Source organism: Streptomyces sp. SID5464 (assembly GCF_009862985.1).
GTDB classification, from domain to species: Bacteria; Actinomycetota; Actinomycetes; order Streptomycetales; family Streptomycetaceae; genus Streptomyces; species Streptomyces chartreusis_D.
This window is the reverse complement of sequence record NZ_WWIQ01000003.1, coordinates 286,642-308,270: the sequence shown is the minus strand read 5'-3', so window position 1 is coordinate 308,270 and position 21,629 is coordinate 286,642. Positions and strand designations below refer to the sequence as shown.

The following is a 21,629-nucleotide window of genomic DNA, read 5'->3' as shown; positions in this document are numbered from 1 at the left end:
TGGCCGTCGTGGCCTTCGACGACGTCTCCCTCGCCGAAGCGCTGGAACCGGCGCTCACGGTCGTCGCCCAGGCGCCCGAGGAGATCGGCCGCAGCGCCGCGACCACCGCCCTGGCCCGGCTCGACGGCGACCGCTCCCGGGCCCGCACGATCACCGTGCCCACCCGGCTGGTCGTCCGGGGGTCGGGTGAGCAACGCGTCCGGGAGGGCGGTCGCTGACGGTCCGGAGCCCCTCCCGCAAGCGACCCGGGGGAAGGAGGAGTCGACGGGCCCGGCGGGCAGCTGAGGATGTGCGTGTCAGCAGGTCGATCTGCGAGTTCGGGTACTGTACGGCCGTGGGAGAACGGGCGACCATCGGCGATGTCGCGGCCCGGGCCGGGGTGGGAGTCGGCACGGTCTCGCGCGTCCTGAACGACAGCCGCAACGTCAGCGAGGACACCCGCGAGCGGGTGCTGCGGGTGATCCGGGATCTGGATTACCGGCCGAACCGGCGCGCTCGCGCCCTGTCCACGGGACGCACCCAGAGCATCGCCGTCATCGCGCCCTTCGCCACCGAGCCGTCGGTCGTCGAGCGGCTGCGCGGCATCTCACACGTACTGCACGGTAGCGACCACGACCTCACTCTGCTCGACGTGGCCACACCGGATCAGCGCGATCAGCAGTACCGGGCGGTGGCGGCCGGTGACCGCTTCGACGGGCTGCTGGCGATCTCGCTCGCGCCCACCGACGAGGAAGCGGAGCAGCTGGCACGGGTCGGTCTGCCCACGGTGCTGCTGGACTGTGAGCACCCGGACCTGCCACGTGTGGTGATCGACGACGTGCGCGGCGGCATGCTGGCGACGCGTCATCTGCTGCAACTCGGCCATCGTCGCATCGCGTTCATGGGCGACGTCGCCGACGACCGTTTCCGTTTCAGCGCGAGCGCCCGTCGCCGCGAGGGCTGCGAGCTGGCGCTGAAGGCGTACGGCCTCGCGCTGGAGGAGCGGTACGTGCGGGCCGGACCCCACGGCCGCGCCGTGGCGCACCGCCTCACCGACGAGTTGCTGGCCCTCGCGGAGCCCCCCAGCGCGATCGTCACCGCATCCGACACCCGGGCGCTGGGCGTGATCGAGGCGGCGAACTCGGCGGGCGTGAGGGTTCCTCAGGAACTGTCCGTGGTCGGCTTCGACGACCTCGACGTGGCGGCCTACGTAGGGCTGACCACGGTACGCCAGCCCCTGCGCGCCAGCGGCGGGATCGCCGCGCGCATGCTGCTGGAACGCATCGGCCGGCCCCTCGGCGAGCCCGTCGAGAAGATGCTGGAACTGGAGCTCGTGCCCCGGCGTACGACGGCCGTCGCGGGAGCCTGATCCGCGCCGCGCCGACGGCATTGGATCGGTTTCCATTAACTTCCACAGCGCGACTCCGACCGCTGCTCGTTCGTAAATCTTCACCTCACAAGTTCACCCTTTTCCCGCAAAACTGAGGTAGCGTCAGCGATGGAACCGGCTCCACAGCTTCCATTCGTTCCCTCTTCCCCCCAAGGGTGACGTATGTACAGAGCAAGACGAGTGCTGCTCCGGCTGGCGACGGGTCTGGCAGCCTTCGCGACGCTGAGCGGCATCATCACTCCCGCCTCCGCCTCCCCCCACGACGCGTCCCGGACGGGCACCCGGCAGTACACCGCCGACGACGACTACACAGCCGTCTGGTCCCGCGCGGACGCCCTGAAACTCAAGCAGGACAGCACCAACACCGCCCCTCGCGTGTCACCCGACTTCCCGGTGATGACCGACAAGGTGTGGGTGTGGGACACCTGGCCGCTCACCAAGCTCAACACCCAGACCGCCACGTACAAGGGCTGGCACGTCATCTTCTCGCTGACGGCCCCGCGCTCGGTGCCGTTCGGTGACCGGCACTGGTACGCGAAGATCGGTTACTTCTACTCGCGTGACGCCAAGAGCTGGAAGTACGGCGGCGACCTGTTCCCGGCCGGCACCTCGTTCGGCTCACGTGAGTGGGCCGGCTCGACGGCGCTCGTCGGCGACAAGGTGCAGTCCTTCTACACCGCCTCCGGGCACGACAACGGCGGGGTCGACCCCAGCGACGCGCTGCAGCGTCTGGCGCAGGCGACCGGCAAGATCCACGCGGACAAGAACCGCGTGTGGTTCTCCGGCTTCCGGGACCACCGCATCATCGCCGAGGCCGACGGCAAGATGTACCAGACCCTCGAACAGTCGCAACAAGGCCCGATCATCTACGCCTTCCGCGACCCGTTCGTCTTCCGCGACCCGCGGGACCGCAAGGTCCACCTGCTGTTCGAGGGCAACACGGGCGGTACCGCGGGCTCGTACCAGTGCACCAAGCGTGACCTGGGTGACCTCCCGGCCGGCCACGAGGTGCCGGAGGACTCGAAGTACTACACGGGCAACATCGGGCTGGCCACGGCCGACGGCGACAGCATGGAGAACTGGAAACTCCAGCCCCCGCTGCTCTCGGCCAACTGCGTGAACCAGCAGACCGAACGGCCGCACCTGATCATCCGCGGCGGCAAGTACTACCTGTTCACGATCAGCCACAAGTTCACGTTCGCGCCGGGGCTGAGCGGATGGGACGGCCTCTACGGGTTCGTCGGCCCGGGGCTGCGCAGCGACTACCGGCCGCTCAACGGCAGCGCGCTGGTCCTGGGCAACCCCGAGGACGCCCCGACACAGCAGTACTCGCACTACGTGATGCCCAACGGGCTGGTGGAGAGCTTCATCGACACGGTGCCGACGCCTGACGGCGGGACCCGCTTCGGCGGCACCCTCGCACGCACGCTCGTACTGTCCCTGAAGGACGACAGGACGAGGCTGGCCGGTCAGTTGGACTACGGCTTCATTCCGTAGACCGGCCCGATCGACCCGAGCGGATCCGGGGGGCGGCTGATTCGATCAGCCGCCCCTCGTCCGTAACTGGCTTCCCGTCCGTAAATGGCGTGGCGGCGCCCCGCTACTCGCAGGTCGGGCTCTGGCGTGGGTGGAGATTGACTCGCTCGTGCTGGTCTAGGACGTGATCATTAGCAGGTGATCCTCCGTCACGGGCCGGTTCGCGGGTTCTGAGGTGGTCCGCTTGAGGCGTCTCGTAGGTTCCGCAACGGGAGGGAGGCGCATGGTGACGTGCTGACGTGGACGATCGAGCGGCGGATGCGACTGACTGAGCGGGCCGAGCTGCTGCGCGAGGAGCTGGCGGAGGTTGACGCCGAGCTGGGCCGGCAGGAGGCGGCCGAGGTGGTGTTCGGGCAGTGGGCCGAGGCGACGGACGGGGGACGGCGGCCGTCGGGCATCGTGGAGCCGGAGCCGGAGCGCGTCGCGGCTGGGCCCGGTGCGGGCGGGATGCGGTTGGTGCCGGACCGTGTCGAGGGGATGGGGCTGGCGTCCCTGACCTCGGAGTCAAGCGCCGAACACGGCGAATGACCGAGCGGATCAGCTCGCGCTATCCGCGGCATGGGCGGACGGGTTGTCCTTGCGAAAACCATTGGTGCCCGGCTTGCTCCTCTGATGGGCTGACGTCCCACCGTGAGTCCGCTGTGACGGAGGTAGTGGTTGTGACGGGATATGACGTGCTTGCCGAGGTGTACGAATGGCTCATCTCGGATGCAAAGTTGCCTCCCGCCGAGTTCGCTGCGTCGTTCGATGACGTCCTCAGTCTCCTGCCGTCGAACGCTCACGTCCTCGACTGTTCGTGCGGAACCGGACAGTTGGCGGTTGGCCTCGCCGGTCGTGGCATGCGGGTTGTCGCAACTGACGCCAGCGAAGCGATGGTTCGCCGGACTGCAGAGCTGTCTGAGGAGTTCGGGGCCTGCGTCCGGGCCGTGCGGGCGAACTGGGAAGAGTTGCCCGATCATTTCGAGGACGACACGTTCGACATGGTGTTCTGCGTTGGCAACTCGCTTCACCATGCCGCGGGCGCGACAGGCAGGGGTGCTGCTCTGGAGTCGATGTCACGGCTTCTGCGCCCCGGCGGGCGCTTGGTGCTCACATCCCGCACCTGGGAACTCGTGAGGGCCAGAGGTTCCCGGCTGGACATCAGGGACCGACTCGTCCGACGAAACGGTCGCGATGCCGTCGTGGTCTACCGCTGGGAGATTGCGCCGCATTGGGAGGACGAGCACCACATCGAGATTGCGATCGCCCAAGTTGATGCGACTGGGCTGGTTCTTGTCCGCTCGGAACTGCTGTCCTGCTGGCCCTACCGGTACGAGGAACTCGAAGTCGAGCTGCACCGGGTCGGACTCCGGACGGAAGTGAGCACGTTCGATCTTGAGGCCGAGAACTACATGGTGGTCGCGAGCAAGGTATAGACACCGGGCTCTCAGTCCCTGGCAGGACCGCGCGGTTGCTCGCAGGACGCTTGCGCCCTCTCATCTGTGCGGGTTCAGGCGGTCAACGCTACGCCCCGGACGAGGAGTCATGCTGCGTGCATCACGGTGAGCGGACACAGCGGCCCGCGTAACGCGCCCAGGGTTCTGCAGCCTTCTCGGCATGCAGGAACGTCAGTTGGTGGCCGTACCCGAGGGCATCGGCAACCAGCGACGGAGGGCATTCGAGGATCAGTTCGCCAATGAGATCGTTTCATCGTGAACTCGCAGGTCGTGGTACTGGTGTGAGTCCGTGACGCGGTCCTCGTGCTGCTCGTAGCAGCGTGGTGGCGTGATGGACGTTCATGCGGCCCTTGGTCAGAATGCGCCAGGTCTTCAGGTTCGCGAAGCCGTGCTCGACGGCGGCGCGTTCGGCTGACCAGCCGGTTCGCCTCCTTCTCGGCGTCGGTGAGGCGGGCCTGGTGATGTGGTCGTGGCGGGCGGCGGTGATCTCGCTGGCCCGGCCGGGGCCTGCGGAAGAGATCCAGATCAGGTTTCCCCTCTCGTCGGTCAGTGCGAGGAAGAGCAGGCCATAGGCCTTGTGTTTCCCGCCATGGTTCTTGCGGTTGTCCGTCCCGGTGCGGCGGCGGGTGCGCACGAGGGTGCCGTCCAGCAGGACCACCGCACCGCCCCGACGGGCGATCTTCTTCAGGGCACGGTCCAGACACGGGCGCGGGCAGCGAGCAGGCCGAGGACTTCCAGTACCCAGCGGCGCACGGTGGAGGCGGAGACGTCGTTGTCCCCGGCCATGTCGAGAACCAGCATCGCGAGTGCCGTCGACGGGCGGTGAGTCTTCACACGCGAACCGGCTCGACGGCCAGCTGTTGGTGGCCGGGTGAACGCCCCAATGGGCGGCCAGTTGGGGGGTGACTGGCCTGCGCCCCACCCCCCGCGGAGGTGGGTCATCCCTCGAAGCCGGAAACCTCCGGGAAGAAGTCGGCACCCTGGACGTACGCCATCGCCTCGGCCCACTTCGGGTCGCCCAGGCGGCGTTCCATCTCCTCCGGGCTGACGTCCTCCACCCGCGTCTGGAGCCACCACAGATTGCCCAGCGGATCGCGTACCCGTCCGACCCGGTCGCCGAAGAAGAGGTGTGTCACTTCGGTCACGGAGGTACCGCCGGCCGCGATGGCCCTGCGGTGCGCGGCGTCGGCGTCCTCGACGTAGAGGCGCAGGAAGGCGGGCGTCGGCGGCCAGTGTGGCGGCGCGTCGAACGGCATGACGATCGAGTCGCCGATCCGTACCTCAGCGTGCCCGATCCGGCCGTCGTCCCCGACGACCCGGGCGATCTCCTCTGCGTCGAACGCCTCCTTCAAGTAGTCGATGAGCCCGGCGGTGTCGCGCGAGATGATCCACGGCGTGACGGTGTGGTAGCCGTCCGGGATCGGTTTTACGGTCATCAGATGCCCTCCTGAGTGCGTGCGGCTCGTTCTTACGCTAGGTGGCTTCTAGGTCAGGTCTTGACCTATTGCCCCGCAGGGACCTTTGGCCCAGTGCCTGGACGCCCGATCACGTCACTCAACCGTCGCCAGGCTCAAGCTCCCAGCTGCAATGCCTCCTGAGGGCGGCAGCTCGGGCAAGTCGCACGTCTCGTGGTGCTTCACGCAGTGCCGGGTCCGGCATGCGAAAGCCGTCGTCCTCGAACCGGGGGACGACATGAACGTGTACGTGATGAAGCACTTGACCTGGGATGTGGTTGTTCTGCGTCACCGTGCTTCCGACAGCCCCATAGGCGTCCTTCACCGCAGAGGTCAGTCTTGCCGTGACCTCGAAGATCTCATGCAGGAGATCAGCTGGTACGTCATGCAGGTCGGTCACGTGTGACACAGGCAGGACTAGGGCGTGACCAGGGTTGTTCTGCCGCTGCTTGAGCGCAGGGACGACGAAGACGTTTTCCGAACGGTAGGCGACCAAGTCCTCATCGATCTCGCCTTGTCCGATCCTGCAGAAGGCACATTCACTCACACCGGAGACCTCCGAAGTCGCCTCACGCCGACCCTACCCAGCTAGATCGACGAGTCTGGCAGGCCATCGTCCAGACGGACATCTCCACGCACCTGGTACGGCACGGCGGACATCGGCCGGCACACGGCTGTTCTGGCGCCGTCGTCGCAGCCGTCTCGCTGTGTCGGCCTGGGCCACCTACGAGACCGCGCAGGTGGCCGACGACCAGCTTCACACGCCCTGGTGCTCCGGCCAACCAGGCACTAAGTAGCCGTTGTCGTACCGATCACGGAGGCGGGCGATCGAACGAGGGTTGCGGTCCGTCATTCACCGGCCTCTTCGATCTGCGGCGGCCGGGGCGGCTTCGGCAGCGTTCGGATCTGGTGTGTTCGCTGGCGCGGCGGCGCCGTGGAGCGGAGTAGGTGAGCCTGTCAGCCGTCCCCGGTGCGTGCCCTGTGCTGCCGTGCCCGGATGGGATGTCCGGGCACCGCTTGACCGGTCCGCCCGCGCGGGCGGACCGGTTCCCGTGTCATGGGCGACGGAAGGGCGTGAGGTTGAGGGTGAAGTCGGCGGTGCCGAGTTCGAGGCGGTGCTGGGGCAGGACGCCGGGTCCGCATGCGGCGCTCCCGACGCCCTGGACAGCGTGGTCGGTGTGCAGGTGCACGAGCGGGCCGGGGGTCAGCTCAGTCTGGTGCCGGGCCACGTCGAGCTGCCGGTCGGTCCAGCGGCGGGCGGAGAGGTGGAAGAGCTCCTCGCCCCGGACGCGGATGGCGCCGGAGCCGTCACTGACCTCGGCCCACCGTACGTCCACGCGGTTGCCGTTGTCCTGCGGGCGCACGTAGGGCGTCTGCATCTGCTCGACCGTGGTGTGGAACCGTCCGACGCGGACCGCTTGCCGGGAGTCCGGGTAGGCCTCGCCGGGGCCGGCGCCGAACCACTCGACCTGTGACCAGTCGGCGGGGAGCTGCCAGTCGAGACCGATCCGGGCCAGGGAACGGGAGGTGTTGCGGCACAGAAGTTCCCGGTGCTCTTCGGGCGGCAGGTCGGGGTCCACCATGGTGTCGGCGAAGGCGTCCGCCCGCTCGGGCCAGTGGCCGACCGGTTCGGTGTGCACGTGGAGCCGCAGACCGGTCCCGTCGCTGGTCCAGCGGTAGGTCGTCAGGTAGCCGCAAGGGACGGCGGCGGCGGCGCTGCGGACCACGACGGTCAGGCCCTCGGCGTCGGGCGTGACGGAGACCGTGCGGTGGCGCAGCCGGTCCAGGCCGCGTTCCTTCCAGTAGGTGGCGTCGCGCTGGGACCAGCCGCGGTCGTTGTCGGTGGGTGCGCGCCACAGGCCCAGCGTGGGGCCCTGCAGGGGCAGTCCGTCGAGGTCGAGGAGGCTGCCGGTGGCGTGGTCGAACCGGCCGGGCCCGAGCGTGATGAACCCGTCCGCGGCGTGCGGGCTCAGCAGGGGTGCGTGCGAGTGGGCGCGGCCTGGTGCGGAGAGCTGGAGCTGTCCCCAGGCGATGACGTGGCCCTCGGGTGCCCAGTCGGCGGGCTTGGCCAGCTCCGCCTGGACGGTGAGCCACAGTTCACCACCACCGTCGCCGTCGCCGTCGCCGTCGTCGTCGGCGGCCTGCAGGGCGGGCTCGGGCAGCGGCAGTTCGACGCGGTCGCCCGGGGTCGCCTTCGGCGTCGGCAGTGTGCCTGCGGCGAGTTCGACGCCCTCGCGCGCGAGCGACCAGGTGAAGCGCAGGTGGGAGAGGTCCAGGACCTCGTAGCGGTTCTCGACGCTCAGCGTTCCGGGCTCGCGGCCCGTACCGATGCGGACGGGGGCGATGACCTTGGCGTACTCCAGCAGCCCGGGCGAGGGGGTGCCGTCGGGGAAGACCAAGCCGTCGCAGCAGAAGTTGCCGTCGTGCAGGTCCTCGCCGAAGTCGCCGCCGTACCCGAAGAACTCGCGGCCCTGGGCGTCGCGCGTGCGCAGCCCCTGATCCATCCACTCCCACACCCAGCCGCCCTGCACCCGCGGGTACTCGTCGAAGAGCTGCGCGTACTCGGCCAGGGCGCCGGGTCCGTTGCCCATCGCGTGGCCGAACTCGGTGAGGACGAAGGGCATGCGGTTGCGCGGATCGTCGGCCGGGTCGCCGGAGCCGGCGCACGCCGGGTAATGGATCTCGCCCGGGAGCAGCTGTCCGCGGCCGATGCGGGCGACGGCCGCGGGCGGGCGGTACATCTGGCCGTGGACGTCGGTGTACTCGCCGAGCCGGTCGGCCTCGTAGTGGATCGGGCGGGAGGGGTCGCGTCGGTGTGCCCAGTCGGCCATCGCGCGCAGGTTCTGGCCGTCGCCGGCCTCGTTGCCCAGCGACCACATGATGATGCTGGGGTGGTTCTTGTCCCGCTCGACCGTGCGCTCGATGCGGTCCAGGTAGGCGCCGCGCCAGCGCGGGTCGTCGGAGGGGTTCCGCTCCCACATCGTGGCGTCGGCGTACTCGAAGCCGTGGGTCTCCAGGTCGCATTCGAGCGTCACGTACAGCCCGAGTTCGTCGCACAGGTCGAGGAAGGCTGGGTGCGGCGGGTAGTGGGAGGTGCGGACGGCGTTGATGTTGTGGCGCTTCATCAGCTCCACGTCGCGGCGCATGGCCTCCGGGGAGAGGGTGCGGCCGTGGTCGGGGTCGAACTCGTGCCGGTTGACGCCGCGCAGCAGGACGCGGCGCCCGTTCACCCGCAGGACGCCGCTCTCGTCGATGGCGATGGTGCGGAAGCCGAACCGGACCCGCACGCGTTCGCTGCCGGTGGCCAGGTGTGCCTCGTAGAGGTGCGGGTCCTCCGCGCTCCAGGGGCGCACTGCCGGGAACCGGAGCTCGCCGTCGGCCGGCTGGTCGTGGATGCCGAGGGCGGGGACGCTGATCCGCACGGGTGCGTCCGTGTCCACGTCCACGCGCAACCGGCCCTCGCCGGTGGCGTCGTCGTAGTCGGCGTGGACGAAGGCGTCCCGGATGCCGTCGGCGGGGCGGGCCAGCAGTGCCACGTCGCGGAAGATGCCCGACAGGCGCCAGGTGTCCTGGTCCTCCAGGTAGGTGCCGGCGGAGAACTGGTGCACCCGCACGGCCAGCACGTTGCGGCCGGGCCGTAGCAGCGCGGTCACGTCGAACTCGGTCGCCAGGCGGCTGCCGTAGGTGACGCCGAGTTCCGTGCCGTTGAGCCAGACCCGGGCGCAGGAGTCCACTCCCTCGAAGCGCACTACCACCGGCACGCCCTGCCAGGAGTCCGGCAGGTCGAAGACGCGGCGGTAGTCACCGGTCTCGTTCTCCTGTGGGACGAAGGGCGGGTCGAGCGGGATGGGGTAGGCGATGTTGAGGTAGACGGGCCGGCCGTAGCCGCGCAGCTGCCAGTGCGAGGGGACCGGCAGGGCGTCCCAGGAGCCGTCGTCGAACTCCGGGTCCTGGAACCCGTCCGGCTCGACCCGCAGCGCCGACGAGAACCGGAACGCCCACTGCCCGTTGAGGTCGATCCGGGGGGCGTCGGAGTCCAGGACCGCGCGCGGCGCCAGCCGCCCGCGGCCGGGCGTGAAGTCCTCGAAATAGCGTGCAGGCATGCCAAAGTCCTCCAGAGGGGCTTGGGTGATGCGCGCGAACGTACTATCGAAGGCGTGTTGCGGGAAGACGCTCCCGCCACTGCAGTCTCGACGGGCGTGCCGGCCCGGATGCCCCGCTGTTCGGCCTCGATCCCGGCACGCTGCCGTTTGAGCGACGTGGCATCCGGGCCGTCGCCCGGTACGGGAGAGAAGGACGCCGCGCCCGCGGCGCCAGTGGTCTTCCGCACGTCGGGGACACCTCGTCCGGCACCGCTTCTGTGCTGGGAACGACTGCAGCTGCCTGCCTCGGATCACAGGTCACTTCGATCGGGTGACTGCGGCGCCTGGCCTGCGTAGGAGCGCAGCCTCTTGGTAGTTCAAGCGATGTCGACACGCCGAACGCTCCGGGAGGCCCTGTTATCAGATCGACGACCTCAGCGACTCGGACAACACCTTCGTCATCATCCAGCCCCACGAAGACACCCCGGCCTGGTCCACCTCCGTCGCGGTTCTGGACGAAGGCGGCTACGAAGTCGTCCGACGCGACACCGCCCACCGCGAACACGACGTCATCAACGAGACAAGCATCGACCGGATCGCCCGCGACCTGACGATCTGGATGGCCGCCCGCGACTTCCCCGAACAGCCCACCCAGCACACCAGCAACTTCTCAACACGGCCTAGCCGCCGCCCCTGCCTTGGCCGCGGTCTGGAAGCGGCTACACGCTCTACAACAACATCTGGGGCGTCTGGGCCGACCATCCAGAGATCAGCGGCAAGTCCTACCCCAACTCGACGAAGTTGATCAACGAGGTGTTCTCGTTCCTCCGGACCACCCACTCCACCTCCGGCACCGTGGACGTGAACGCGGTCCTCCACTGGATCGCCCACACCGAGGGCTGGATGTCCGGCAGCGAGACCATCGGCGACGTCCAGTTCGGCTACGAGATCAGCTCCTCGCCCGGCGGCCTGACCCGACAGCGGGGCCGGGGACCGCTGCCGCGGTGAGCCTGTCCCACAGCGGACCCCAGTAGCCGTCGCCCGTGCTGCTGCCCTCGCCCCAGGTGATCAGGTCGCCCAGCGGCAGGGCACGCAGGGGGTTCCGGAGGCGACGGCGGGAGGTAGCAGTCCCTGGCCCGGTTCACGGGTGACCATGTCCCTTACCATCCCGTCGGCAGGCTCCTGAGGAACGGGGCAAGGCGGTCGGCGATCACCCGGTCGTCGTGAGCCGAGGTGTGCCCGTCACATCCGAGGAAGTCCAGGCCCGACTGATCGAGGAACCAGTAGTGGACCCCGCTGTCGCCGGCGTCGTTGCGCGCCTCGACCACCTGCCGCACATGCTCGGCGTTTCTGTCGAAGCCGACGGCCACGAGGGTGGTGCCGACACCGTAGCGAGTCCGCAGTTTCCGGAGGAACTCGCCGTAGGCGGTGCGGTAGGCGGCCGCGAGGCTGTCGGGCGTCCACGGTTCACCGGGGGTGAGGTCGGAGAAGTCGTTGGAGCCGAGGTTGACCACCACGATCTGGGGGCGCCACGTCCCCGGGTTCTGCCAGACGTCGCCGTCCACGTTCAGCAGGGCGCGGTCGTAGTAGGTCCGGTAGGTGACGTCCGGGCAGATGCCGGCGACGTTACGCACCATGCCGAGGCCGGAGAAGCCGTTGATCTGGTAATCGGCGTCCAGCTGCTGGGCGGTGAGGGCGCCGTGGCTCACGTCGGTGTTGGTGTTCCGCTTGAGCTGCTCCGGATTGCAGTCGCGGGTGCCCGAGACATTGCCGTAGCCCACCGTGATGGAGTCCCCGATGAACTCGATCTGGCGGTCCCGGGGCGCCGGCTTGCTCAGTACGGCGCCCCCGGGCGCGGCGACGAAGCCTCCGAACGTGCTGGTGTCTCCCGGCGTGTCGTTGCGTTTGACGACCCGGACCGTGTGCTCGCCGTCCCTCAGGCCGTTGATCCAGTGCGTGGTGTCGCCGGGTGTGACCAGGGTGGCGACGGTGGCCCCGTCGACCTGGACGTCGTAGTCGGCGGCCGCGCAGTCGAGTACCACCCCGAGGCCGGTCCCGCGGAAGCGGCCCTCGAAGTACACCCCGGGCCAGCTGAACTGCACCGTCTTCCCCAGGTCCTTGACCCGTCCTGCGGTGTGCACCTGCTCCGAGACGCTCTTCACGGGGACCAGTTGCCACTGCTGGTCGGCGCCGCCCAGTCGGTGAACTGCACAACCTTGGCACCGTCCGTGGTGGCAGCGTTCCGGACTTCGACGGCCTTGCCGCTGTTGCGGTTGCTCAGACGAACGTAACCGTCCGCCGAGTCCTCCAGCCGGAACTGCTGGTTCGAGCCGTTGGTATCGTCCCACTGCACGATGTCCGCGTGGTCGGCGCCGGACCAGCCGTGGGCGTCGAGTACCTTGCCCGAGTGCTGGACCTTGACGCGGTAGTAGCCGTCGCCCGAGTCGACGAACTGGAACTGCTGATGGGCACCGCCGTTGCGGGTCCACTGCTGAACGGCGGTTCCCTCAGCAGTACTTGCGCCGGACATGTCCAGCGCCTTGCCGCTCCCCTGGTTGATCAGCTCACACCACGAGCCCGCGTCCACCGTGGCCGCTTGCGCGGTCCCGGTCGCGCCCAGCCCTGCTGGCGGAGCCGCCGGCAGGGTCGTCACCGCGGCAGGCGCCGCCGGGCGCCTCCCGCGCCCCGGCTTCGAGTTCCTGTCTCTGAAAGTCATCTGCGTGCCATCTCTCCGGCCCTGTGGCGCCTCGGTGGGTCACGGCTGAACGTCCGACATTCCACCCCTGAATGTCAACCAATTTGAAGGGGATGAAATAGATCAACAGGCAGCACGCACCACCGAACCGACGGATGTCATCGAGCCGCGACATCGGGTCGTACCGCCCCCACCCTCACTGATCGATGTAGATCGTGAAGTTGTAAGTCACGGGTCTGGTGTGAACGGCTCGGGGCGTGCTCGCGCCGATCGGGGGCGGGAGTCTGGCGTGGAGATCATCGGTCAGCGGCCCACTTTCTGGTCGGTGAGGACGAGCAGAGCCCTCGACCAGTGAGGTCGCCCACTTCGGGTCGGTGCGGACCTTGGCCAGCCGGCGCCAGTTCTTCAGGTGCGCGAAGCCGTGCTCGACCAGGGCGTCTCGACGCCCGGCACGCCCAGAGCACGCACCGAACGCCGCTCCCTCTTCCACGGGGACTTCTAAACACGACCTAGGCCGCACGCGTCACTTCCTGCGGACGGACGCGAGCGCCAGCAGCATGCTCGCGAGCAGCACGAACACCACGAGCGAGGCGAAGAACAGGGCCTCGATCCAGCCAGCGTTCGCACCGGTGAGCGTGCCGTCCACGGACGCGCATGCCACCTCCGGCGGAAAGCTCTGCCGACGCAAGTCGCCGCAGGTGTTCGGCAGGTCGTCATTCACGACGTACGCGTTCACCCAGCAAAGCGCCAAGGTGCAGAGGAAGACGCCCAGCGCGGACAGGGAGACGGCCCACAATGCGGTCGGGCGGATTGCCCCGGAGCCCGTCGGAGATGCGGTCATGACCGGGAGCGTACCGGCGGGTTTTCTTGGCGCCGTCACCAGGAGGGTTACCTGACCTTCCTCCTCACTATCCGACTCCGTCCCAGTCCCACTTGGTCCAGGGGCTGGGACGTGCCGGTTCACTCAGGTGCACCGGCACGAAGGTGCCGTACGTCGCCAAGGGGCTGCCCATGGCGGCACCTCGTGATGACCCCGACGGGTTCCGCGACGGCGTGCCTCAAGAACGATCCGATGACGCTCGCATGCCTCGCGCAGGTCAGCTGAGCGGAGGGCGGGCCGTGAGCGGCGCGTCCGAGGTAACGCGCAGCTACCGGCTGCTGCGGGGCGAGCGGGTGGCGCTGGGTTGAGACGTTCGTCGACTTCGTGGCCGGCACCACGGCCCGGGCCACCCGGGTCGCCGAGCTGATCACCCGGCTGACCGCCTGCGGGCTCGCGTGTCATTGCTGCCGTCGGCGTTCGTCCGTCCGCAGGTCACGGACGATCCAGGGCGGGCCTGGTCCGGGTCGTCGACGGTCCGCACCGGCCCGGCTACCCCCGCGCTCCTCGACGTCATGGGCGTACGGTCGGAGGTTCTGCGCAGCGCGGACGGGCGCCCCGCTGAAATTGACATGGTCTGCGCACGGGGCGAGCCTGGAATCAGGTGCGCCTGAACGGCCCTCAGAAGTTTGCACTTCAATCAGACTTGCGTTCGTCGACTTCGGCCGCGCCCGGGAGGAGACTCTCATGCACGGGCATGTGCGAGCCATCACCGGGGACGAGCCGATCTTCATGATCAAGGTCAGCGTCTACCGCCCGGACCTCACGCTCATCGACCGTGCCTACACCAACGACGACGGCTCGTACAGCGTCGACGTGCCCGCCGGTGAGACGGTCACCGTCCGGTTCGACACCCATCACTCGCTCAACAACGCCGACCGCTGGCAGCCGTCTCTGGTCACCGACGTGGTCGCCGACGACGCCGTCCCGCTCGACCGCCGTCTGGTCCCCGTGGGCCAGTTCGCGGACACTGCGCGTGGTGTCGACGTACTCGCCGCCTTTCTCCTGGCCTCGGCCGTGGAAGGAGCGGAGTACGCCGCCCACGCCACGACGCGGCTGTCCCAGATCAAGCAGAACACCCTGTTCCTCCAGCACATCCAGGCAGCCCTCCTCCAGCACTTCACGGAGCAGGCCGACGCTTGATGGCCGCATCCGACCCGGCCGGTGGTCATGGCGCCGCATTTCTCCTCGTCCGATCCTCGGTTCCATGCCGCTTGAGGGCCGGCTAGCGGTTCGCCAGGGCGTGGAACACCTCTTCTACGGAGGACTCCTCCGTGTGACCGCACCCGCGGCTGCGCCGTTACGCCGGATGCAGGTCGGCGAGGAGGCTGGCCGGCGCCGCTCGACGCGGCTCCGGCTCAAGCAGTCCGTTCGCACGTCGCTTCTGTCCCTCGCCAATTTCTTCCTGGTGCGCCGCGTAATCTTCCCACAGTGCTGATTTTGCATATCCAGCACTGCGGTCTCAATTCAACATTTGACGCTTCACTGGAAGTAGTTGACCGAGGGAATCTGCCGCGTTGGAGAACCGTGTAGGCCCCAATGTCAACTTGCCCCTTCGCGGCCCTCGACCATCATGGTTATGAGGGAGGAAACCACCCCTTGGCGACTTCTCGAACGTCGGATTCACAGAGAAACTCCAAGTGGCTCAGGTGTCAGCGCACCGGCAGTCGCGGTCGGACAGGCCATCGCGACCGGAAGACTCCCCATTGAGCGGTGAGCGTCGCCGCCCCGGACCGCGACTGCGCGCGGCCCCAACTCGCCGGTGCCGCCCACACTCCCCCGGCGCCCCTCCCATGCCCTCTCGCCCCCGAAGGGATGTGGCCCGCATGGCCGCCAGAACCACGAACACGAAGAAGACCGCCTCGAAGACAACGCAACCAAAGTCCGCGTCGAAGGCGGCCTCGGCGAAGAAGGGCTCACCCGCCGACGATGACCTCATCTCGTCGCTGCGGCAGTACATCCGCGTCCGGGGCCCGCACCTGCTGGAGGATCCGAACATCACCTCGGTGGGCGTCGGTCGCAAGACGACCGGCGATCAGCCGGGCGGCGAAGTGGCGTTGCAGTTCACCGTGGCGACCAAGGCCGAGCCGGAGGCACTGGAGTCCCTGGGCACCTCGCTGATCCCGGCCACCATCACCGTCGACGGCGTCGAGGTGCCCACCGATGTCATCGAGCGCACCTACAAGCCGAGCTTCCACATGGTGGCCGAGGTCGAGAGCCCGACGCGCAAGAGCCGGCTGGATCCCATCCGGCCCGGGGCGAGCGTCGGCGCGGTGACGGTGTCGGCCGGCACCATCGGCTGCCTCGTGTTCGACCGGGCCGACGGCACACCGTACGTGCTCAGCAACTGGCACGTGCTGCACGGGCCGTTCGGCGAGCTGGGGATCGAGGTCGTGCAGCCCGGCACACGGGACGACAACCGCATCGACCGCAACCGGATGGGCGTGCTCAAGCGCTCCCACCTCGGCGTGGCCGGGGACTGCGCGGTGGCGACCATCGAGGACCGCGATTTCCTTTCGGAGATCCTAGAACTGGACGTCGCCCCCCGGGCCCTGGGGGAACCCGAGCTCGGCGACAAGGTGGTCAAGAGCGGCCGGTCCACCGGGGTCACCCATGGCATCGTCCGCCGCGTCGACACCATAGCGAAGATCAACTACGGCGGTGTGACGGGCCTGCAAACCATCGGGTGCTTCGAGATCGGCCCGGACCCCGACCACCCGTCGGCGGAAGGTGAGGTCAGCAGCGGCGGTGACTCCGGCGCGGTGTGGCTGTTCAAGGAGGGCGACGACCGGGTGAGCACGGTGCTGGCCGGGCTGCACTTCGCCGGCGAGGGCACCGGCGATCCGGACGAGCACGCCCTTGCCTGCCTGTCGACATCGGTGTTCGAGAAGCTCGACATCACCCTCAGTCAGCCGGCGCCTGAGCAGTTGGAGATCATCGCCGGCTACGACGCCGACTTCCTCGGCGCACGGGTCGAGACCCCGGAGCTGGACGCCGACCTCGCGCGGGACGCCGCCCTTCTGGACGGCTCGCCGGTCATCCCGTACACGCATTTCTCCCTCACCCTGAACAAGAAGAGGCGCTTCCCGTTCTGGGTGGCCTGGAACGTCGACGGCGGCTCGTTGAAGAAGCTCAGCCGCAGCGGCATCCCCTTCGTCAAGGACGGGCGGCTGCCCGGCACGGCACAGGTCGGCAACGAGCTGTACCAGGCCAACCGGCTCGACCGGGGGCACATCGCCCGCCGCGCCGACCTGCTCTGGGGCAGCCTGCCGGAGGCGCGCAAGGCCAACACCGACTCGTTCTTCTACACCAACATCACCCCGCAGATGGACGACTTCAACCAGAGCGCGAAGAACGGGGTGTGGGGCGCTCTGGAGGACGCGGTCTTCGCCGATGTCGACGTCGACGACCTGAGGATCAGCGTCTTCGGCGGGCCGGTCTTCCAGGACGACGACCGGCCCTACCGGGACGTGCGCATACCCCGGGAGTTCTACAAGGTCATCGCCTTCACCGAGAACGGCGAACTGAAGGCCAGGGCGTTTCTGCTCACCCAGAACCTGGACCAGCTCGAAGCGCTGGAACTGGACGAGTTCCGGGTCTTCCAGGTCACCCTCGGCGAGGTCGAGGACCGCACCCGGCTGCGCTTCCCCGCCGCTCTCCACAAGGGCGACACCCTGCATCTGCCCGAGGCGGCGGCGGACCGCCCGCCGCTGGAGAGCACGGCCGACATCCAGTGGGGCTGACGCCCTTCAAAGCCCCGATCAGACATCACGAAGGACTGGCGCATCGCCATGACCCAATCGGTTCATGAGAACACACCCGACTTCCTCCAGAACACGGCGGAACCGGTACGCGACCACCTGCTCGCTGCGGCTCCCCTGCCCGCTTTCCTGCATGACGCCGGCCAGTTGTCCCTGGAGGACCGTCGGCTCCTCGTCGACCAGGCCGTGGTGCTGCTGGAGCAGAACTACGTCCACCTGCCGCTGAAGACCGCTATGCACGCGGTCAACCCGGTCCAGCGGCTGCGGCTGCTGCGCCGGCGCATGGAGCGGCAGACACCGCAGAGCATGCCGAGGGAGTGGCAGTTCCACGCGGAGATGTCCGAGATATTCCACTCGGTGCGGGACCTGCACACCAACTACCTGCTGCCCGACCCCTTCAAAGGCAAGATCGCCTTCCTGCCGTTCCTGGTCGAGTCCTGCACGGAGCAGGACCGCACCAGGTTCCTCGTCACCCATGTGGTGAGCGGCTTCTCGGCGCCGGGGTTCGAGCCGGGGGTCGAGATCACCCACTGGAGCGGCATCCCCATCCTGGACGCCGTGGACCTCAACGCCGCCCGGTTCGCCGGCAGCAACACGGCGGCCCGGCGCAGCCGGGGCGTGCAGTCGCTGACGGTGCGGCCGCTCGTCATCCACCTCCCGCCGCTGGAGGAGTGGGTGACGGTCAGCTACATCGACCGCTCCGGAACGGCCCGGGAACTCCGGCAGAGCTGGCAGATCGTGGAGAACCTGCCCTCGTTCGTCTCCGCCGACCGGGACACAGCCGTGTTCCAGGGCCTGGACCTCGACGGCGACGAGACCCAGCGGGCCAAGGTGCTGCTGTTCGCGCCCAGTGTGGTCGCCCAGGAACGGGCGGCCGAGGCGAACGAGGCCCTGCCGGACCTGGGGGCGGGCGAGATCGCCACCACCATGCCCAAGGTGTTCCGGGCCCGGGCCGTCACCACGCAGTCCGGAACGTTCGGCCACATCCGTATCTTCACGTTCAACGTCAACAGCCCCGGCTCGTTCGTCGCCGAGTTCGTGCGGCTCATCCGGCAACTGCCGCAGGGCGGTCTCATCGTGGACGTACGGGACAACGGCGGAGGGCACATCCACGCCGCGGAGTTCACCCTGCAGACGCTGACACCGCGCCGGATCACCCCCGAGCCGGTGCAGTTCGTCAACACCCCGCTCAATCTGCGGATCTGCCGGCGGTTCCAGGGCGGACCGGGGCTGGATCTGGGCCCCTGGGTGCCGTCCATGGAGCAGGCCGTCGAGACCGGCTCGGTCTACTCCGGCGCCTTCCCGATCAGCCCCGAGAACGGCGCCAACGCCATCGGGCAGCAGTACTTCGGGCCCGTCGTGCTCATCACCAACGCCCGTTGCTACTCGGCCACGGACATCTTCGCGGCGGGCTTCCAGGACCACGGCATCGGCCCCGTGCTCGGCACCGCCGAGAACACGGGCGCAGGCGGCGCCAACGTCTGGACGCACGACCTGCTGTCCGAGTTCCTGGCGGACGACCCGAGCACGCCCTACAGGCTCCTGCCCAGGGGCGCCGGGATGCGGGTGTCGATACGCCGCACGCTGCGGGTCGGCCCGAACTCGGGCACGCCGGTGGAGGACCTGGGCATCGTCCCCGACGAGCTGCATCGCATGACGCGCCGCGACCTGCTGGAGGACAACACCGATCTCCTGGACCACGCGGGCCGACTCCTCCAGGGTCTGACTCCGCACGCCGTGGCGATCACGGAGGCCTCCCCCGCCGATGGCGCGCTCCATCTGAAGCTCGCGGCGGAGAACGTCGACCGCGTCGACGTCTACCTCGACCAGCGCCCCCGCGCGTCCGTCGACCTCACCGGCGGCCAGGCGGACCTGCTGGTCCCCGGCGCAGCCTCCGCACACACCGCCCACCTGGAGGGATTCGAGGTCGGCCGCCTGGTCGCGAGCACGACGAGGGACCTGCCCTAGGCAGCGTCTTGTCGATCACGCATCGAGCCAGATACGGGTGCTCGCCAGGGTGATGGCGGCGAGGTAGCGGCCGGGCTGTTTGTCGTAGCGGGTGGCGATGCCGCGCCATTGCTTGAGGCGGTGGAAGCAGCGTTCGACGACGTTGCGGCGGCGATATAGGGACCTGTCGAAGCCGCAGGGACGCTCGCGGCGACGACGGCGGCCCGCGAGCTGGTCGACCCGCTCGGGGACGGTCGCCTTGGTTCCGCGTCTGCGCGAGTAGGCGCGGAAGGAGCGAGCGGAGTAGCCCTTGTCGGCCACTACCCGCTCAGGCCGGACGCGAGGCCGTCCCGGCCCGGGCTGCGTGACACGGATCTTGTCGACGACCGTCTCGGCCTGGGTGCAGTCGTTGCGGGTGCCGGCCGTGACCGTGAAGGACAGCGGCCGGCCCCGTCGCAGGCCAGGTGGATCTTGCTGGTCAGCCCGCCGTGGGAGCGTCCGGGCCCACGCTCCTCGAGCCCCCTTTGGCAGCCGTGTGCTGATGGGCCCTGACGATCGTGGAGTCGAGCGCGACCAGCCAGTCCACCTCCGCCCGTCCCTGGGCTGCGGCCAGAAGCCGGTCGAAGGTTCCGTCGGCGGCCCAGCGCGCGAAGCGTCCGTGCACGGTCTGCCAGGGCCCGAACCGCTCCGAAACGTTGCGCAGCTTGGTAGCGCACTTGACTGGGGGTCAAGGGGGCGCAGGCTCAGATCCTGTCGTCCCGGCTCGTGAGAGTCGGGAGTCAAGGGACCGTTCCGGAGAACGGCCCCTTCGTCATGGCCCGAACTATCCCCGGCCCGGATACGCCCACGCCGCTCTCCGGGCAAGTTGCGAGAGGGCGCTGCGAGAGCGACGCTGGTAGCGGAAATTCGATGTCCCGTGCGGTCACCCGCAGAAGGTTGAACCGTCACCCTTCCTCCTGGCCCGTTCCACCAGCCAAAGGGGCTCGCATCAGCATTTCGCTCATGTCTTCCCTGATTTTTCACGCCTGACTCCAAGCCGAATGGGTTCTTCCCGAGTTGAGGTGAGTTTCATGGGCTGGAGTGCGTGGATCCCGATGTCCGCACCGTCCGGAGGAATCGTCGGCCGCCCCGCCTCGGTCGCAAGGAGCGACGGCATCACCAACATCTACGTGCGCGGCACCGACAACGCGCTGTGGCAGCGTGCCTATTTCGGGGTGCAGTGGCATGGCTGGGGGCGGCACGGCGACGGCATGCAGCTGACCTCGTCGCCCGCCGTCGCGTCCATGGGAATCGACCATGAGCACGTGTTCGTCCGTGGAGCCGACGGACATCTGCACCACAAGTTCTGGAAAGCAGCCTCGGGCTGGTCGCCCTACTTCGACCTCGGCGCGCCGCCCGGGGGATTCAAGGGCAGTCCGGCGACGGTTTCGCGGAACTCCCAGGTGGCCAACGTCTACGTGCGCGGAAACGACGACGCGCTGTGGCAGCTCCCCTGGTACAACAGCACTTGGCACCCGTGGGCCCGGCACAACGACGGTATGGTGCTCGCCTCCGATCCGACCGCCGGATCGATGGGACCCAACCACGAGCACGTCTTCGTCCGAGGCACCGACGGCAACGTGCACCACAAGTTCTGGCAGGCGGGGCCCGGCTGGTCGGGGTACTTCAATCTCGGCGCCCCCTCCGGGGGTTTCCGCGGTGGTCCGAGCACCATTTCGCGCAATCCCCAGGTGGCCAACGTCTATGTGCGCGGTAGCGACGACGGCCTGTGGCAGCTCGCCTGGTACGACAACAACTGGCATCCCTGGGGCCGGCACGCCGACGGCGCGATCACCGCCGAGGTCGCGCTGGCGTCGACGAGCGCGCAGCGTGAACAGGTCTTCGCGCGCGGACTGGACGCGAACGTATGGCAGCGGTGGTGGGTGCCACGGATCCCGACGATCGACGTCAACCTCATCTCGGTCGGGCGCGACAATTTCACCGCGGCGAACATCGAACAGATGCTGAACTCGCTCACCGCCACGCGGCAGATCTACTGCCAGGCCGACTTCAATGTCGGCACAGTACGCCGCTACGTCATCTCCGCGGCGGACGCGGGCGCGCTGGAGATCATCGACAGTGCGGCGGAAGCCGAACAGTTGACGGACGGGTGGACCGTACCGAACGCCGCGCTGGATGTGTTCGTGGTGCGTTCGATGAACGGCGCCGACGGCTGGTCGGCGGTCGGCGGACCGTGCGACAAGAACGCCGGTGGCAGTGTGATGACCGGAGCCGTGGTCTCGCTCAACGGCGATCTCGGCAACAGCGGGAACACGTTCGCGCATGAAATCGGCCACTATCTCGGCCTGGACCACATCGCGGACGCGGACAACTTCATCGGGAACAACGGTTCCTCCAACAGCAACACGAGGATCCTCGCCTGGCAGGGCGACCTGATGAAGAAGCACTGCATGGTCGTCCACATATGAAGTA

General features: G+C 68.5%; 17 protein-coding genes, 1 tRNA gene and 3 pseudogenes. 12 read left to right on the top strand and 9 right to left on the bottom strand.

The genetic code is table 11. From position 1 onward, the window contains the following. The 5 genes from GTY47_RS03540 to GTY47_RS03520 form a co-directional block, all read left to right on the top strand. Positions 1–218 (top strand): substrate-binding domain-containing protein (locus tag GTY47_RS03540; RefSeq protein ID WP_010038627.1); only part of this gene is annotated, 218 nt, incomplete at its 5' end. A 116-nt stretch (positions 219–334) separates the two neighbouring features. Further along, entirely contained in the window at positions 335–1,348 is a 1,014-nt protein-coding gene (locus GTY47_RS03535; protein ID WP_231911206.1) for a LacI family DNA-binding transcriptional regulator, read from the top strand. A 183-nt stretch (positions 1,349–1,531) separates the two neighbouring features. Then, positions 1,532–2,866, top strand: coding sequence for a glycoside hydrolase family 68 protein (locus GTY47_RS03530; RefSeq protein ID WP_050810212.1), 1,335 nt, complete (start codon positions 1,532–1,534; stop codon positions 2,864–2,866). 270 nt (positions 2,867–3,136) lie between these two features. Further along, positions 3,137–3,433, top strand: a complete 297-nt coding sequence (locus GTY47_RS03525) for a hypothetical protein (protein ID WP_010038620.1) — start codon at positions 3,137–3,139, stop codon at positions 3,431–3,433. 131 nt (positions 3,434–3,564) lie between these two features. Then, a complete protein-coding gene (locus tag GTY47_RS03520; RefSeq protein ID WP_010038618.1) occupies positions 3,565–4,320 on the top strand; it encodes a class I SAM-dependent methyltransferase in 756 nt (251 codons plus the stop codon). 271 nt (positions 4,321–4,591) lie between these two features. On the opposite strand, the gene GTY47_RS03515 is transcribed toward GTY47_RS03520, so the two are convergent. The 5 genes from GTY47_RS03515 to GTY47_RS03500 all read right to left on the bottom strand — a co-directional run bounded on the left by GTY47_RS03515 (position 4,592) and on the right by GTY47_RS03500 (position 9,898). Then, positions 4,592–4,999: a hypothetical protein gene (locus GTY47_RS03515; RefSeq protein WP_173937344.1), complete on the bottom strand. Its 408-nt coding sequence runs from the start codon at positions 4,997–4,999 to the stop codon at positions 4,592–4,594. Between the two features lie 26 nt (positions 5,000–5,025). Continuing rightward, a complete protein-coding gene (locus tag GTY47_RS40100; protein ID WP_173937343.1) occupies positions 5,026–5,175 on the bottom strand; it encodes a hypothetical protein in 150 nt (49 codons plus the stop codon). Positions 5,176–5,279: 104 nt separating this feature from the next. Beyond that, positions 5,280–5,777: a VOC family protein gene (locus tag GTY47_RS03510; protein WP_010038616.1), complete on the bottom strand. Its 498-nt coding sequence runs from the start codon at positions 5,775–5,777 to the stop codon at positions 5,280–5,282. Between the two features lie 118 nt (positions 5,778–5,895). Next, positions 5,896–6,342: an HIT family protein gene (locus tag GTY47_RS03505; protein WP_010038615.1), complete on the bottom strand. Its 447-nt coding sequence runs from the start codon at positions 6,340–6,342 to the stop codon at positions 5,896–5,898. A gap of 508 nt (positions 6,343–6,850) precedes the next feature. After that, positions 6,851–9,898: a glycoside hydrolase family 2 TIM barrel-domain containing protein gene (locus GTY47_RS03500; RefSeq protein ID WP_010038614.1), complete on the bottom strand. Its 3,048-nt coding sequence runs from the start codon at positions 9,896–9,898 to the stop codon at positions 6,851–6,853. Positions 9,899–10,301: 403 nt separating this feature from the next. Here GTY47_RS03500 and GTY47_RS40625 point away from each other — a divergent pair. Together GTY47_RS40625 and GTY47_RS03490 are read left to right on the top strand one after the other, a co-directional pair. After that, positions 10,302–10,529: pseudogene (locus tag GTY47_RS40625) on the top strand (hypothetical protein); the annotation flags it as partial. 89 nt (positions 10,530–10,618) lie between these two features. Continuing rightward, positions 10,619–10,885: pseudogene (locus tag GTY47_RS03490) on the top strand (hypothetical protein); the annotation flags it as partial. Between the two features lie 152 nt (positions 10,886–11,037). On the opposite strand, the gene GTY47_RS03485 reads toward GTY47_RS03490, so the two are convergent. The 3 genes from GTY47_RS03485 to GTY47_RS03470 form a co-directional block, all read right to left on the bottom strand. Then, positions 11,038–12,039: an SGNH/GDSL hydrolase family protein gene (locus GTY47_RS03485; protein WP_010038612.1), complete on the bottom strand. Its 1,002-nt coding sequence runs from the start codon at positions 12,037–12,039 to the stop codon at positions 11,038–11,040. Beyond that, positions 12,036–12,530: an RICIN domain-containing protein gene (locus GTY47_RS03480; protein ID WP_010038611.1), complete on the bottom strand. Its 495-nt coding sequence runs from the start codon at positions 12,528–12,530 to the stop codon at positions 12,036–12,038. Before GTY47_RS03480 ends, GTY47_RS03485 begins: the two co-directional genes overlap by 4 nt. Positions 12,531–13,095: 565 nt before the next feature. Next, the gene (locus GTY47_RS03470) at positions 13,096–13,413 is read right to left on the bottom strand and encodes a hypothetical protein (RefSeq protein WP_158688404.1); all 318 of its coding nucleotides are present in this window, start codon (positions 13,411–13,413) and stop codon (positions 13,096–13,098) included. Positions 13,414–14,136: 723 nt separating this feature from the next. Here GTY47_RS03470 and GTY47_RS03465 point away from each other — a divergent pair. The 3 genes from GTY47_RS03465 (at position 14,137) to GTY47_RS03455 (ending at position 19,178) form a co-directional block, all read left to right on the top strand. After that, complete coding sequence (locus GTY47_RS03465) at positions 14,137–14,592, top strand: hypothetical protein (protein ID WP_010038606.1); 456 nt, start codon at positions 14,137–14,139, stop codon at positions 14,590–14,592. A gap of 683 nt (positions 14,593–15,275) precedes the next feature. Then, entirely contained in the window at positions 15,276–17,192 is a 1,917-nt protein-coding gene (locus GTY47_RS03460) for a DNA/RNA non-specific endonuclease (RefSeq protein ID WP_010038604.1), read from the top strand. 48 nt (positions 17,193–17,240) lie between these two features. After that, positions 17,241–19,178, top strand: a complete 1,938-nt coding sequence (locus tag GTY47_RS03455) for a S41 family peptidase (protein ID WP_010038602.1) — start codon at positions 17,241–17,243, stop codon at positions 19,176–19,178. A 15-nt stretch (positions 19,179–19,193) separates the two neighbouring features. On the opposite strand, the pseudogene GTY47_RS03450 reads toward GTY47_RS03455, so the two are convergent. Beyond that, positions 19,194–19,857, bottom strand: a pseudogene (locus tag GTY47_RS03450) (IS5 family transposase); the annotation flags it as partial. Here GTY47_RS03450 and GTY47_RS03445 point away from each other — a divergent pair. Both GTY47_RS03445 and GTY47_RS03440 read left to right on the top strand, forming a co-directional pair. Then, positions 19,846–19,919, top strand: a tRNA-Pro gene (locus tag GTY47_RS03445). The pseudogene GTY47_RS03450 and the gene GTY47_RS03445 sit on opposite strands and share 12 nt — an antisense overlap. 308 nt (positions 19,920–20,227) lie before the next feature. Further along, the gene (locus GTY47_RS03440) at positions 20,228–21,625 is read left to right on the top strand and encodes a M12 family metallo-peptidase (protein ID WP_010038594.1); all 1,398 of its coding nucleotides are present in this window, start codon (positions 20,228–20,230) and stop codon (positions 21,623–21,625) included. Positions 21,626–21,629 lie beyond the last annotated feature (4 nt).